General features: G+C 65.3%; 13 protein-coding genes and 1 tRNA gene. 13 read left to right on the top strand and 1 reads right to left on the bottom strand.

The features are described from left to right. Positions 1–33 precede the first annotated feature (33 nt). Positions 34–109 (bottom strand) — tRNA-Arg (locus B4U45_RS06455). A gap of 124 nt (positions 110–233) precedes the next feature. Between B4U45_RS06455 and argS the strand changes: the two genes are divergently transcribed. The 13 genes from argS (at position 234) to atpB (ending at position 14,829) form a co-directional block, all read left to right on the top strand. Beyond that, complete coding sequence (gene argS / locus B4U45_RS06450; protein WP_075547342.1) at positions 234–1,886, top strand: arginine--tRNA ligase; 1,653 nt, start codon at positions 234–236, stop codon at positions 1,884–1,886. Positions 1,887–1,954: 68 nt separating this feature from the next. Next, on the top strand, positions 1,955–3,289 hold the full coding sequence (gene lysA / locus B4U45_RS06445) for a diaminopimelate decarboxylase (protein ID WP_240316872.1): 1,335 nt from the start codon (positions 1,955–1,957) through the stop codon (positions 3,287–3,289). A gap of 3 nt (positions 3,290–3,292) precedes the next feature. Beyond that, complete coding sequence (locus tag B4U45_RS06440) at positions 3,293–4,618, top strand: homoserine dehydrogenase (RefSeq protein WP_075547330.1); 1,326 nt, start codon at positions 3,293–3,295, stop codon at positions 4,616–4,618. Beyond that, the gene (thrC, locus tag B4U45_RS06435; RefSeq protein WP_075547329.1) at positions 4,615–5,697 is read left to right on the top strand and encodes a threonine synthase; all 1,083 of its coding nucleotides are present in this window, start codon (positions 4,615–4,617) and stop codon (positions 5,695–5,697) included. The genes B4U45_RS06440 and thrC overlap by 4 nt, the downstream gene beginning before the upstream one ends. Positions 5,698–5,806: 109 nt before the next feature. Next, complete coding sequence (gene thrB / locus B4U45_RS06430; protein ID WP_075547341.1) at positions 5,807–6,754, top strand: homoserine kinase; 948 nt, start codon at positions 5,807–5,809, stop codon at positions 6,752–6,754. Between the two features lie 267 nt (positions 6,755–7,021). Continuing rightward, on the top strand, positions 7,022–8,920 hold the full coding sequence (rho, locus tag B4U45_RS06425; RefSeq protein WP_219859352.1) for a transcription termination factor Rho: 1,899 nt from the start codon (positions 7,022–7,024) through the stop codon (positions 8,918–8,920). Between the two features lie 180 nt (positions 8,921–9,100). Beyond that, positions 9,101–9,346 (top strand): 50S ribosomal protein L31, encoded by a 246-nt coding sequence (rpmE, locus tag B4U45_RS06420; protein ID WP_023366251.1) that lies wholly within the window; start codon positions 9,101–9,103, stop codon positions 9,344–9,346. 230 nt (positions 9,347–9,576) lie between these two features. Further along, positions 9,577–10,650 (top strand): peptide chain release factor 1, encoded by a 1,074-nt coding sequence (prfA, locus tag B4U45_RS06415; RefSeq protein ID WP_075510426.1) that lies wholly within the window; start codon positions 9,577–9,579, stop codon positions 10,648–10,650. Beyond that, a complete protein-coding gene (gene prmC / locus B4U45_RS06410) occupies positions 10,647–11,495 on the top strand; it encodes a peptide chain release factor N(5)-glutamine methyltransferase (protein ID WP_219859351.1) in 849 nt (282 codons plus the stop codon). Before prfA ends, prmC begins: the two co-directional genes overlap by 4 nt. Next, positions 11,492–12,151 (top strand): L-threonylcarbamoyladenylate synthase, encoded by a 660-nt coding sequence (locus B4U45_RS06405; RefSeq protein WP_075547326.1) that lies wholly within the window; start codon positions 11,492–11,494, stop codon positions 12,149–12,151. Before prmC ends, B4U45_RS06405 begins: the two co-directional genes overlap by 4 nt. 50 nt (positions 12,152–12,201) lie before the next feature. Then, positions 12,202–13,383 (top strand): UDP-N-acetylglucosamine--decaprenyl-phosphate N-acetylglucosaminephosphotransferase, encoded by a 1,182-nt coding sequence (rfe, locus tag B4U45_RS06400; protein WP_075547325.1) that lies wholly within the window; start codon positions 12,202–12,204, stop codon positions 13,381–13,383. 227 nt (positions 13,384–13,610) lie between these two features. Beyond that, positions 13,611–14,087 (top strand): ATP synthase subunit I, encoded by a 477-nt coding sequence (locus tag B4U45_RS06395; protein ID WP_075547324.1) that lies wholly within the window; start codon positions 13,611–13,613, stop codon positions 14,085–14,087. Beyond that, a complete protein-coding gene (gene atpB / locus B4U45_RS06390) occupies positions 14,080–14,829 on the top strand; it encodes a F0F1 ATP synthase subunit A (protein WP_075547323.1) in 750 nt (249 codons plus the stop codon). The genes B4U45_RS06395 and atpB overlap by 8 nt, the downstream gene beginning before the upstream one ends. Positions 14,830–14,863 lie beyond the last annotated feature (34 nt).

The raw sequence follows: 14,863 nt of genomic DNA, 5'->3' as shown, positions 1-14,863 counted from the left end.
ATCTTGTGCGGGATTGCATATCTGCTGTTCAGATGGTGCCCCCGGCAGGATTCGAACCTGCGGCCTTCTGCTCCGGAGGCAGACGCTCTATCCCCTGAGCTACGGGGGCGCACCAACACCATATTGCGCCATGGGGCATGAACAAGCTCCGCCAGATTAGCGCATTGCGCCGACTGCGCCGCCACCGCTATGGGTTCGAGCCCCGAGCGGCCCAGACCATAGGATGGACGTTCGTGACCCCCGCCCACCTGGCTGAGCTGCTCAAAGCCACCGCTGCCGCGGTGTTGGCCGAGCATGGCCTCGACACGTCTGCCTTGCCCCAGACGGTCCTGGTGGAGCGGCCACGCAATCCCGAACACGGCGACTACGCCAGTAACCTGGCGTTACAGCTGGCCAAGAAGGTTGGTGCCAACCCGCGCGAACTGGCCGGATGGCTCGCCGCGGCGCTGACAACAGCTGACGGCATTGCCTCGGCGGAAGTCGCAGGACCGGGATTCATCAACATGCGTCTCGAGACCTCGGCGCAGGCCCGGATCGTCACCAGCGTCATCGACGCGGGCGACCATTTCGGGCACTCCGACCTATTGGCCGGGCAGAAAATCAACCTGGAATTCGTCTCGGCCAACCCGACCGGGCCAATCCACATCGGCGGCACCCGCTGGGCCGCCGTCGGCGACGCGCTGGGCCGCTTACTCACCACCCAGGGTGCCGACGTGGTCCGCGAATACTACTTCAACGACCACGGCGCGCAAATCGACCGATTCGCCAGCTCCTTGATCGCCGCCGCCAAGGGTGAGCCCACCCCGGCCGACGGCTACGCGGGCAGCTACATCACCGACATCGCCGCGCAGGTCATGCAGAAGGCGCCCGACGCGCTGAGCCTGCCCGAACCCGAGATGCGGGAAACCTTCCGCGAGATCGGCGTCGACTTGATGTTCGCCCATATCAAAGAGTCGTTGCACGAGTTCGGCACCGACTTCGACGTCTACACCCACGAAGACTCGATGCACACCAGCGGCCGAGTCGACCAGGCCATTACCAGGCTTCGCGACAGCGGCAACGTCTACCAGAAGGACGGCGCAACCTGGTTGCGCACCAGCGCTTTTGGTGACGACAAGGACCGGGTGGTGATCAAGAGCGACGGCAAGCCGGCCTATATCGCCGGTGACCTCGCCTACTACCTGGACAAGCGGCAACGCGGTTTCGATTTGTGCATCTACATGCTCGGCGCCGACCATCACGGTTACATCGCCCGGCTCAAGGCGGCAGCGGCCGCATTCGGTGAGGATCCGGCGACCGTCGAGGTACTCATCGGCCAACTGGTCAACCTGGTGCGCGACGGCCAGCCGGTCCGGATGAGCAAGCGGGCGGGCACCGTCATCACTCTCGACGACCTGGTCGACGCCCTCGGCGTGGATGCCGCGCGCTACAGCCTGATCCGCTCGTCGGTGGACACCGCCATCGATATCGACCTGGCGCTGTGGTCCTCGGCGTCGAATGAAAACCCGGTCTACTACGTCCAATACGCGCATGCCCGGCTATCAGCCCTGGCGCGCAACGCCGCTGAGCTGGGATTGATTCCCGACACCGCGCACCTGGAGCTGCTGGGCCACGACAAAGAGGGCAAGCTGCTGAGGACCATCGGCGAGTTCCCGCGGGTGCTCGAAACCGCGGCGACGCTGCGTGAACCCCATCGAGTGTGCCGCTACCTGGAGGACCTGGCCGGTGACTATCACCGCTTCTACGACTCCTGCCGGGTGTTGCCCCAAGGCGACGAGCAGCCCACCGACCTGCACACCGCACGCCTGGCGCTGTGCCAGGCCACTCGCCAGGTCATTGCCAACGGGCTGGCAATACTCGGAGTCGGCGCACCGGAGCGAATGTGACCGCCCATTCCGCCGGCGCCCGCCACGCCGAAGGCAACCGGCCGGCGCGCCCGCAGTCGGCACAGGAGCTGCTGTGGTTGGCACCGAATGTCTGGCCGCGCAGTACGGTTCGTGACCAATCGGGCGTAGCCTGCATTGCCGGGGTCCCGCTGACCGAGCTGGCTCAGGAGTACGGAACTCCGCTGTTCGTCATCGACGAGGACGACTTCCGCTCCCGCTGCCAAGAGATTGCCGCGGCATTCGGCGGCGGGCACAACGTGAACTACGCCGCGAAGGCATTCCTGTGCAGTGAGATCGCGCGCTGGGTTGACGAGGAAGGACTCTCGCTCGATGTGGCCACCGGCGGGGAGTTGGCCGTCGCACTGCATGCCGATTTTCCGCCGGAACGAATCACCCTGCACGGCAATAACAAGTCTGTCGCGGAGTTGACCGCTGCGGTCAAAGCCGGTGTGGGCCATATCGTTTTGGATTCGATGATTGAAATCGAGCGACTTGACGCCATCGCGGCGCAGGCGGGCATCATTCAGGATGTCCTGGTGCGGGTCACCGTCGGCGTCGAGGCGCACACCCACGAATTCATCTCCACCGCACACGAAGACCAGAAGTTCGGCCTGTCGGTGGCCAGCGGAGCCGCGATGGCAGCGGTGCGACGGGTTTTCGCCGCCGACCACCTGCGACTTGTCGGTCTGCACAGCCACATCGGTTCGCAGATCTTCGACGTCGCCGGTTTCGAAATAGCCGCGCACCGCGTCATCGGCCTGCTGCGCGAGGTGGTCGGCGAATTCGGGGCCGAGAAGACGGCGCAGCTGTCGACCGTCGACCTCGGCGGTGGTTTGGGCATCTCCTATCTGCCCTCTGACGATCCGCCGCCGATCAGTGATCTGGCGGCCAAGCTGAGCGCCATCCTGAGCAACGAATCCGCGGCGGTGGGCCTGCCCGTACCGAGGCTTGTGGTCGAGCCCGGACGTGCCATCGCCGGACCGGGCACCATCACGCTGTACGAGGTCGGCACCGTCAAGGATGTAGACGTGAGCGCCACGGCCAACCGGCGCTACATCAGTGTCGACGGCGGCATGAGCGACAATATCCGCCCGGCGCTCTACGACGCGGAGTACGACGTCCGGCTGGTGTCGAGAACCAGCGACGCGCCGGCCGTGCCCGCTCGCCTCGTCGGAAAGCATTGTGAGAGCGGCGACATCATCGTCCGCGACACCTGGATGCCCGACGATGTAGGTCCCGGCGACCTGGTCGCGGTCGCCGCGACCGGCGCTTACTGCTATTCGTTGTCGAGCCGCTACAACCTGATCGGCCGTCCCGCCGTGGTAGCCGTACGACAGGGCAAGGCCCGCCTGGTCCTGCGCCGGGAGACGGTCGACGATTTGCTGAGTCTGGAGGTGAGGTGACCTGTGCCGGGTGACGAAAAGCCGGTCGGCGTAGCAGTTCTCGGACTGGGCAATGTCGGCAGCGAAGTGGTCCGCATCATTGAGGAGAGCGCTGACGATCTCGCTGCCCGAGTGGGGGCCCCTCTGGTATTGCGCGGTGTCGGTGTCCGCCGGGTGGCGCCCGACCGTGGGGTACCGGTCGAATTGCTGACCGACAACATCGAAGAACTCGTCTCGCGCGAGGACGTCGACATCGTCGTCGAAGTGATGGGTCCGGTGGAACCGTCTCGCAAGGCGATCCTGACCGCGCTCGAGCACGGAAAATCCATCGTCACCGCGAACAAGGCCCTGTTATCCACGTCCACTGGTGAACTGGCCCAAGCCGCCGAAAGCGCGCATGTCGACCTCTATTTCGAGGCGGCCGTCGCCGGAGCCATCCCGGTGATTCGGCCGCTGACGCAGTCACTGGCCGGTGACACGGTGCTGCGGGTGGCCGGCATCGTCAACGGCACCACCAACTACATCCTCTCGGCAATGGACAGCACCGGCGCCGACTACGAGAGCGCCCTGGCCGACGCGAGCGCGCTGGGCTACGCTGAAGCCGACCCCACCGCCGACGTCGAAGGCTACGACGCCGCGGCCAAAGCCGCGATCCTGGCATCCATCGCGTTCCACACCCGGGTGCACGCCGACGACGTCTATCGCGAGGGCATCACCAGGGTCACCCCGGCCGACTTCGAGACCGCCCACGCCCTCGGCTGCACCATCAAGCTGCTGTCCATCTGCGAGCGGATCACCGATGGTGATGGGCAACAACGAGTTTCGGCTCGCGTTTATCCGGCGCTGGTACCGCTGACGCATCCGCTCGCCACCGTCAACGGCGCATTCAATGCCGTCGTGGTCGAAGCCGAGGCCGCGGGCCGGTTGATGTTCTACGGTCAGGGCGCCGGCGGTGCGCCCACCGCGTCGGCGGTGACCGGCGACCTGGTGATGGCGGCGCGCAACCGGGTGCTCGGCAGCCGTGGGCCGCGCGAATCCAAGTATGCCCAACTACCCATCGCACCAATGGGTTTGATCTCAACCAGGTATTACGTCAGCATGAACGTCGCCGATAAGCCAGGTGTATTGTCCTCGGTGGCAGCGGAATTCGCCAAACACGATGTGAGCATCGCAGAAGTTCGCCAGGAAGGCGTAGCGGATGAAGGCGGCAAGCGGGTAGGTGCCCGAATCGTGGTCGTAACCCACCTGGCTACCGATGCCGCGCTGTCGGAAACCGTTGCAGCACTGGCTGATTTGGATGTCGTACAGGATGTGACGAGCGTGCTGCGACTGGAAGGAACCGGCCTGTGACCGCCCCGCGAACTGCCACCCACCAGCCCTGGCCGGGCGTGATCGCGGCCTATCGCGACCGGTTGCCGGTGGGCGACGACTGGACCCCGGTCACCCTTCTCGAGGGCGGTACCCCGCTGATCGCGGCGACCAGGCTCTCCGAACAGACCGGTTGCACAATTCATCTCAAGGTCGAGGGACTCAACCCCACCGGCTCCTTCAAGGACCGGGGCATGACGATGGCGGTCACCGATGCGCTGGCCCGCGGACAGCAGGCCGTGTTGTGCGCGTCGACCGGAAATACCTCGGCGTCGGCGGCGGCCTACGCTGCCCGCGCCGGCATCACCTGCGCGGTGCTGATACCGCAGGGCAAGATCGCGATGGGCAAGCTAGCCCAGGCGGTTATGCACGGCGCCAAGATCATTCAGATCGACGGTAACTTTGACGACTGCCTGGAGCTGGCCCGAAAGATGGCCGCCGATTTCCCGACGATCTCGTTGGTCAACTCGGTCAATCCCGTCCGTATCGAGGGCCAGAAGACGGCGGCTTTCGAGGTCGTCGACGCGCTGGGCGCCCCGCCAGACGTGCACGCGCTTCCGGTCGGCAATGCCGGCAACATCACCGCGTACTGGAAGGGCTACACCGAGTACCACCGCGGGGGAGTGATCGACAAGCTGCCCCGCATGCTCGGCACTCAGGCGGCCGGCGCAGCGCCCCTGGTGCTCGGCAAGCCGGTGAGCCACCCGGAGACCATCGCCACCGCGATCCGCATCGGTGCTCCGGCCTCGTGGACGCAAGCCGTCGAGGCGCAGCAGCAATCGAACGGGCGCTTCCTGGCCGCTACCGACGAGGAGATCTTGGCCGCATATCACCTGGTCGCTCGCGCCGAAGGCGTCTTCGTCGAGCCCGCATCCGCGGCCAGCGTCGCGGGCTTGCTCAAAGCCATTGACGACGGTTGGGTGGCCCGCGGCTCGACGGTGGTGTGCACGGTGACCGGCAATGGCTTGAAGGACCCCGACACGGCGCTCAAGGACATGCCGGTGGTGTCTCCGCTGCCGGTTGACCCGGTCGCCGTGGTCGAGCAGCTGGGCCTGGCCTAATGGCGATCGCAAGCGCGGCGCAGCCGGGCGCGGCGGGTCGCCGTCGATTCGGCACCGTGGCGATCGCAAGCGCGGCGCAGCCGGGCGCGGCGGGCCCGGCGGAGGCCTGTTGGTGACCCAGTCACTGCCTGCCGGGCTGGCGGCGAGTGCCGTGGTAGCGGCATCCAGCGCCAACCTCGGCCCGGGATTCGACAGTATCGGTCTGGCATTGAGCCTCTATGACGAGATCGAGGTCGAAACAACGGATTCCGGCTTGGCGGTGATGGTCGAGGGGGAAGGTGCCGATCAGGTACCACTTGGTCCCGAGCACCTGGTGGTGCGCGCTATCCGGCACGGGTTGCGGGCCGCGGGCGCCCAAGCCGGGGGCCTGGTGGTTCGCTGTCGCAACGCCATCCCGCACTCCCGCGGTCTGGGCTCTTCCGCAGCCGCTGTCGTCGGCGGCCTCGCAATTGTCAATGGCCTTGTGGCGCAGGTTGATTCGACGCCTTTAAGCGAGGCGCAACTGATTCAGCTTTCCTCGGAGTTCGAGGGTCATCCCGACAACGCTGCGGCCGCGGTGCTCGGGGGTGCGGTGGTCTCCTGGATCGACCGCACGGGTGATTGCCCCAACTACTTGGCCGTGCCGCTGCGCCTTCATCCCGATATCCATCTCTTCTCGGCGATTCCCGAGGAGCGGTCGTCGACCGCGGAGACTCGAGTGCTGCTTCCGGCTCAGGTCAGCCACGACGAGGCGCGTTTCAATATCAGCCGCGTCGCGTTGCTGGTGGTCGCGCTGACCCAACGGCCCGATCTACTGATGCCGGCCACGGAAGATGTGCTCCACCAACCCCAACGTGCGCCGGCGATGCCGGCATCGGCGGAATATTTGCGGCTGCTGCGGCGTCATAATGTCGCAGCGACGATTTCTGGGGCTGGTCCAGCACTCATCACCATGACGACGGAGCCGGAACTGCCCTCAGAAGCGGTAGAGTACGGCGCCGCACATGGATTCACCGTCACTGCGATGACTGCCGGCGACAGAGTTCGCTGGAGTCCGGGAGTCGCCACCATTGATTGATCCATAGCGCCACGGGAGCGTTTGCTTGCTTCCGGCCAGGAAGCGGGCTATCCTCGGAGCCGTCCAGCAATCGCAGCATCTGCATCTGCACACATACTGCCTTGCCGCTAGGACAACCACCAATTCTTCTCGTGGACGAGGTTCGCCTTATTCCCGCCGATCCTGGCGATCACCGTTTCAGAGTCGATGATTGGGCGCACTCGGCGATTTGGCTGAATGCAACGAACCCCCCGTATGACGTGATCAGCGGGGGAAGAAAGGAAATCCGTGACTGATACGGACCTCATCACGGCTAGCGAAAGCACCGGCGCCGAAAAGCAGCCGGAATCCGTGACCAAAGACACTTCGGGCGTCAATACCGTGGCGCCGGGCGGTTCATTGTCCACCATGGTGTTGCCCGAGCTGCGTGCCCTGGCTAACCGAGCCGGCGTCAAGGGGACGTCGGGTATGCGTAAGAACGAACTGATCGCCGCAATTCAGGAGATCACCGGGCAGGCCAACGGCGCTTCGGCCGGCTCGACTTCATCCCAGGACTCCGACCGATCGGAGCCGACCATGACGGCGAAGGCAGCCGCTGGTGAAGAGGCCCCCGCAGAGGGCCGGAGCAACTCGGGTGAGACCCAGCGGCGGGAACGGCGCAAGTCCTCGCGTGAGGCCGACACATCCGCCACTGAATCGGGTGACCAAGCCGCTGCCGGGGAGGATGCGGCAACCACTGACGAGGACGCCAAGGGCCGGCCTGGGCAAGGAGGCGCCAGGACCGACGAACGAGGCGCCAGGACCGACGAACGAGGCGCCAGGACCGACGAACGAGGCGCCAGGACCGACGAACGAGGCGCCAAGACCGACGAACGGGAAGAGTCGGGCGGCGAGCAGCAAGGCTCAGGTGGCCAGGCCCGCGGCGACGAGGACGGCGAAGGTCGGCAGGGCCGCCGGGGCCGCCGGTTCCGCGACCGCAGGCGTCGTGGTGAACGGTCGGGCGAAGGCGCTGAAGCCGAGGTCCGTGAGGACGACGTCCTCCAGCCGGTAGCCGGCATCCTCGACGTGCTCGACAATTACGCATTCGTGCGCACGTCCGGCTACCTGGCCGGCCCGCATGACGTCTACGTATCGATGAACATGGTGCGCAAGAACGGGTTACGCCGTGGTGACGCGGTGACCGGTGCCGTCCGGGTGCCCCGAGAAGGAGAAGCGGGCGACAAGAATCCGCGGCAGAAGTTCAACCCGCTGGTGCGCCTGGACAGCGTCAACGGCGGATCGGTGGAAGACGCCAAGAAGCGTCCCGATTTCTCCAAACTGACGCCGCTGTATCCCAACCAGCGGCTGCGCCTGGAAACAACGCCCGACCGGCTGACCACCCGGGTGATCGATCTGATCATGCCGATCGGCAAGGGTCAGCGCGCGTTGATCGTGTCGCCGCCCAAAGCCGGTAAGACGACCATCCTGCAGGACATCGCCAACGCCATCACCAGGAACAACCCGGAATGCCACCTCATGGTCGTGCTCGTCGACGAGCGGCCCGAGGAGGTCACCGATATGCAGCGATCGGTCAAGGGCGAAGTCATCGCCTCGACGTTCGACCGGCCGCCGTCGGATCACACCTCGGTCGCCGAACTCGCGATCGAGCGCGCCAAGCGCCTCGTCGAGCAGGGTAAGGACGTCGTGGTGTTGCTCGACTCGATCACCCGGCTGGGCCGTGCCTACAACAACGCGTCGCCCGCGTCGGGCCGAATCCTGTCCGGTGGTGTCGACTCCACCGCGCTGTACCCACCCAAGCGGTTCCTGGGCGCGGCCCGCAACATCGAGGAAGGCGGCTCACTCACCATCATCGCCACCGCGATGGTCGAGACCGGGTCCACTGGTGACACCGTCATCTTCGAGGAGTTCAAGGGCACCGGCAACGCCGAGCTCAAGCTGGACCGCAAGATCTCGGAGCGCCGAGTTTTCCCGGCCGTCGATGTGAACCCCTCGGGCACTCGCAAGGACGAGCTCTTGCTCTCGCCAGATGAGTTCGCCATCGTGCACAAGCTGCGCCGCGTGCTGTCGGGCCTGGACGCTCACCAAGCCATCGACCTGTTGATGTCGCAGCTGCGCAAGACGAAGAACAATTACGAATTCCTCGTCCAGGTGTCGAAGACCACACCGGGCAACATGGACAACGACTAGCCGGCTGATTTCGGCGCCCGTCGCGGGGAATGTTCGGGCGCATCCCGGTGTTGGGCTGATGATGATTGAGCTGGCATAATCGTCGCTTGACCACCAGAACCACTTCAGGTTCTCGAGTTCGGCCTAACCAGCCACAACCGAACGCCGGGGGCACGAGCGGCAACGATCGAAGAGGACAGCATGAAATCTGACATTCATCCCGCCTACGAGGAGACCACCGTGGTGTGTGGATGCGGGAACACGTTTCAGACTCGCAGCACCAAGTTGGGCGGCCGCATCGTGGTCGAGGTCTGCTCGCAGTGCCACCCGTTCTACACCGGCAAGCAGAAGATCCTCGACAGCGGCGGCCGGGTTGCCCGCTTCGAAAGGCGTTATGGCAAGCGCAAGGTCGGGGCTGACAAGGACGAAGCCGCAGCCAAGAAGTAGCCGGATTACCGACGCCCGAACTGTGCAAGCCGGTGCACAGGCCGGGCGTCGGTTCGCGTATGTGACTGCCCGGTTCTTTCCCGCTGCCGGCTTGGGATGCTGCCCCGAGAGGCAGCTGCCCCGGCCCTCACCGGGGCATCGCCGAGGTCGCGCGAAGCGGGGAGATTCCCCGCGGAGTACCGGGCCCGCAATCGTCGAGGGGTGCGCGGTGCAGAGCTGGGAGGTGTGACATGACGCAACCGGTGCACACGATCGACGTCCTGCTGGCCGAGCACGCCGATCTCGAGCGTGCGCTGTCCGATCCGGAATTGCACAGCAACCCCGGTGCGGCGCGCAAGGCCGGACGCCGATTTGCGTTGCTTGCGCCGATCGTCGCCACTCACCGCAAACTGATAGCCGCCCGCGAAGACCTGGAAACCGCGCGCGAGTTGGCCGCCTCCGACGACTCGTTCGTAGCAGAGGCCGCCGAATTGGAGGCTCGGGTCGCCGAACTGGATGCCCAACTCACTGACATGCTGGCGCCGCGTGACCCGCACGATTCCGACGACATCGTGCTCGAAGTCAAATCCGGTGAGGGAGGCGAGGAGTCGGCGCTGTTCGCGGCCGACCTGGCCAGGATGTACATCCGCTACGCCGAGCGGCACGGCTGGACCGTGACCGTACTGGATGAGACCACCTCGGATCTGGGCGGTTACAAGGACGCCACGCTGGCGATCGCGAGCAAGGGTGATTCAGTCGACGGCGTGTGGTCGAGAATGAAGTTCGAGGGTGGAGTCCACCGGGTACAACGGGTCCCGGTGACCGAATCCCAAGGGCGCGTACACACTTCGGCGGCCGGAGTGCTGGTCTACCCGGAACCCGAAGAAGTGGGCGAGGTCCAGATCGACGAGTCGGATTTGCGCATCGACGTCTACCGCTCCTCGGGCAAGGGCGGCCAAGGGGTCAACACCACCGACTCCGCGGTGCGGATCACCCATCTACCCACCGGAATCGTCGTCACCTGCCAGAACGAACGATCTCAGCTGCAGAACAAGACTCGTGCGTTGCAGGTGCTGGCCGCCCGGTTGCAGGCGATGGCCGAGGAGCAAGCGCTGGCCGACGCGTCTGCGGATCGGGCCAGCCAGATCCGCACGGTGGACCGCAGCGAACGCATCCGCACCTACAACTTCCCGGAGAACCGGATCACCGATCACCGAATCGGTTACAAGGCATACAATCTCGATCAGGTTCTGGACGGCGATCTGGATGCGCTGTTCGACGCGCTCGCTGCCGCGGACAAGCAGGCCCGGTTACAGCAGTCATGACCTCGCTGCGCCACGCGATCGACTCGGCTGCGGCCCTGCTGACCGAAGCCGGGATCGACTCCGCGCGTTGGGATGCCGAGCAGTTGGCCGCTCATCTGACGGGTACCGAGCGCGGCATGCTGGCCCTGCTTGACCATGCCCCGGGTGCTGAGTTCCTCGCGCAATACCACGACATCGTCACCGCGCGGTCGCAGCGGGTGCCGCTGCAGTATCTCCTCGGGACGGTCTCGTTCGGCCCGGTGGAACTGCATGTCGGCCCGGGTGTGTTCATACCGCGTCCCGAGACCGAGGCAATATTGGAGTGGGCCACCGCGCAACCGCTTCCGCAGCGAGCGGTCATCGTAGACCTGTGCACCGGTTGCGGCGCACTGGCTGTCGCACTGGCCGCGCACCGGCCGGCAGCGCGAATCATCGGTGTTGACGACTCCGAGGCGGCCTTGGAATACGCCCGGCGTAACACCGAGGGCAGCAACGTCGAATTGATCCGAGCCGACGTCACCACACCCGGTTTGCGGCCCGACCTCGACCGAAGGGTCGACCTGGTCATCGCTAACCCGCCCTATGTTCCGGACAATGCCACTGTGGAACCCGAAGTAGCCCAGCATGATCCGCAGCACGCCGTGTTCGGCGGCCCGGACGGGATGGCAGTGATTGCCCACATCGTAGGGCTGGCCGGACGCTGGCTGCGTCCCGGCGGCCTGCTGGCTGTCGAGCATGACGACACCACTTCCGGACTTACTGTCGAATTACTCAGCAACACAGGCCTTTTCGAGAACATCGTGGCACGCAAAGATCTAGCCGGACGGCCCCGGTTCGTGACGGCCGGCAGGCGGGAAACATCATGACGCCCGCCGAGCCGTTCAACTGTGCCGACCCCGTGCAGCGCTCCAGCGGAATCAGCGCTGCGGTCGCGGCGCTCAAGGCGGGTCGGCTGGTTGTCATGCCGACGGACACGGTCTACGGAGTCGCCGCCGACGCCTTCGACCGCACCGCAGTCGACGCGCTGCTCGCGGCGAAAGGGCGTGGGCGCGATATGCCGGTGGGGGTACTGGTCGGCTCCTGGCACACGATCGAGGGACTGGTCTATTCGGTGCCGCCCGGGGCGCGCGAGCTGATTCGCGCATTCTGGCCCGGAGCGCTGAGCCTGGTCGTGGTGCAAGCACCATCGCTGCAGTGGGATCTCGGCGATGCGCGCGGCACCGTGATGCTGCGGATGCCGTTGCATCCGGTGGCCATCGAATTGTTGCGTGAGGCAGGGCCGCTGGCGGTGTCCAGCGCCAACGTCTCGGGCCAACCGGCGGCGGTGGACGCCGACGACGCGCGCCGCCAGCTCGGCGACCGGGTCGACGTCTATCTCGACGCGGGGCCGTCCGCACAGCAGGCCGCCTCGACGATCGTCGACCTCACCGGAGCCTCCCCGCGCATTCTGCGGCCGGGCCCGGTGACCGCGGAACGGATCGCCGACGTCCTCGGGGTGGACGTGGCGACGTTGACCGCCTAGGACCGCCTGGGCCCGCTGGTTGTTCAGGTCTCAGGTCAAGTACGGTCTCGATGGTGTCCAGCCTTGCCGGTGGTTTGCTCGCACTTTCTGTTCGCAGCGCCGGTGTCCCGCTGCGTGAGCTCGCCCTGGTGGGACTGACCGCAGCGATCGTCACCTATTTCGCGACGGGGCCGGTTCGAGTGCTGGCGACGCGGCTGGGCGCCGTGGCCTATCCGCGCGAAAGAGACGTACACGTGACGCCGACCCCCAGGATGGGGGGACTGGCGATGTTCCTCGGCGTCGTCGCCGCCGTTTTCCTCGCTTCCCAGCTGCCGGCCCTAACCCGCGGATTCGTCTATTCCACCGGCATGCCCGCAGTGCTCGTCGCAGGTGCCGTCATCATGGGGATCGGCCTGATCGACGACCGCTGGGGACTTGATGCGTTGACCAAGTTCGCCGGCCAGATCACCGCCGCCAGTGTGCTGGTCACCATGGGAGTGGCATGGAGTGTCCTCTACATCCCGCTGGGTGGCGTCGGAACCATCGTGTTGGACCAAGCGTCCTCGATCCTGCTCACCCTGGCGTTGACCGTGTCGATCGTCAACGCGATGAACTTCGTCGACGGCCTCGACGGGCTGGCCGCCGGACTCGGCCTCATCACGGCGCTGGCGATCTGCATGTTCTCGGTGGGCCTGCTCCGCGACCACGGCGGTGACGTGCTGTTCTATCCGCCTGCCGTGATCTCGGTGGTGCTCGCCGGGGCATGTCTCGGCTTTCTGCCGCACAACTTTCACCGGGCCAAGATCTTCATGGGTGATTCCGGTTCCATGCTGATCGGACTGATGTTGGCCGCCGCCTCCACGACCGCAGCCGGCCCGATCTCGCAGAACGCCTACGGCGCTCGCGACGTGTTTGCTCTGCTGTCACCGTTTCTGCTCGTGGTGGCCGTGATGTTCGTGCCGATGCTGGACCTGCTGCTGGCGATCGTTCGGCGTACCCGTGCGGGCCGCAGCGCGTTCAGTCCGGACAAGATGCACCTGCACCACCGCCTGCTGCAGATCGGTCATTCTCATCGCCGAGTGGTGCTGCTGATCTACCTATGGGTGGGCATCGTTGCATTCGGCGCGGCGAGCACGATCTTCTTCGACCCACGCCACACCGCGGCGGTGATGCTGGGTGCGATCGTCATCGCCGGCATCGCGACTGCGATCCCACTGCTGCGCCGCCGCGACGACTACTACGACGACGAGTAGTAGTGGCGTTGACCTTGTGGTACGGTGCTGCTAGAACCCCGCAAAGAATCTCGCGGGCTGCCGGCCACCCGGCCTGTCGGATGGGTATCCGACCATGCCGATCTACGACCGACACAGGGAGCTACCCCTTGGGTGATTCCACCGCAACCCTTGCGATACGCTCGGCGGGCCACCGCTCAGTCGATCGGCCGTTTTCCGCTCCTTCTACCCGGGATTGAGGTGCTGCAGTGACGACACCAGCGCAGGACGCGCCGTTGGTGTTTCCCTCTGTTGCTTTCCGCCCGGTTCGCTTGTTGGTCATCAGCGTTGTACTGACCGCGGCGGCGATGCTCTTCGCCGGCCTGGCCGGGCACCTGATGGTCGGGGTGTTCTTGGGCGTCGGCCTGCTGCTGGGTTTGCTCAACGCCCTCTTGGTCCGGCGCTCGGTCGAGTCGATCACGGCGAAAGAGCATCCGCTAAAGAGCTCGATGGCCCTTAACTCCGCGTCGAGGCTGGCGATCATCACCGTTCTCGGGCTGATCGTGGCCTACATTTTCCGGCCCGCTGGGTTGGGGGTGGTGTTCGGACTCGCGCTCTTCCAGGTGCTGCTGGTGACAGCGACTGCGCTGCCGGTCTGGAAGAAGCTCCGCACCGGCGCGGGCTCAGACGGCGGTGTATTGACGGCATCTGAAGGGACGGAAGTGAGGAGCCCCAGCGATGACTGAGTCGATCCTGGCCGCTCAGATCGAGGTCGGCGAGCACCACACCGCCACCTGGCTCGGTATGACAGTGAACACTGACACCATTCTTTCGACGGCCATCGCCGCGGTGATCGTCATCGCGCTGGCGTTCTACCTGCGCTCGAAAGTCACGTCGACGGATGTGCCGGGCGGTGTGCAATTGTTCTTCGAGGCCATCACCATCCAGATGCGCAATCAGGTCGAAGGCGCCATCGGTATGCGGATCGCACCATTCGTGTTGCCGCTGGCTGTGACCATCTTCGTGTTCATCCTGATCTCCAACTGGCTCTCGGTCCTCCCGGTGCAATACACCGACAAGGACGGGCAGACCACCGAGTTGCTCAAACCGGCTGCTGCCGACATCAACTACGTGCTGGCGCTGGCCCTGTTCGTGTTCTTCTGCTACCACGCGGCCGGCATCTGGCGCCGGGGCATCGTCGGTCACCCGATCAAACTGCTCAAGGGGCATGTGGCGATCCTCGCGCCGATCAACGTCGTCGAAGAGCTCGCCAAGCCGATCTCGTTGTCACTCCGTCTTTTCGGCAACATCTTCGCCGGCGGCATCCTGGTCGCGCTGATCGCACTCTTTCCGCCGTATGTCATGTGGTTGCCTAATGCGATCTGGAAATCGTTCGACTTGTTCGTCGGCGCCATTCAGGCGTTCATTTTCGCCCTGCTGACGATCCTGTACTTCAGCCAAGCAATGGAGCTTGAGGAACACCACTAAGACGTACCGCTACCGAAACCTGGTCAACCGCAAC

It is taken from the genome of Mycobacterium persicum (assembly GCF_002086915.1).
In the GTDB taxonomy this organism is placed as follows: Bacteria; Actinomycetota; Actinomycetes; order Mycobacteriales; family Mycobacteriaceae; genus Mycobacterium; species Mycobacterium persicum.
Note: the sequence above shows the minus strand (reverse complement) of the source record. Positions and strands in the feature narration are given on the sequence as shown.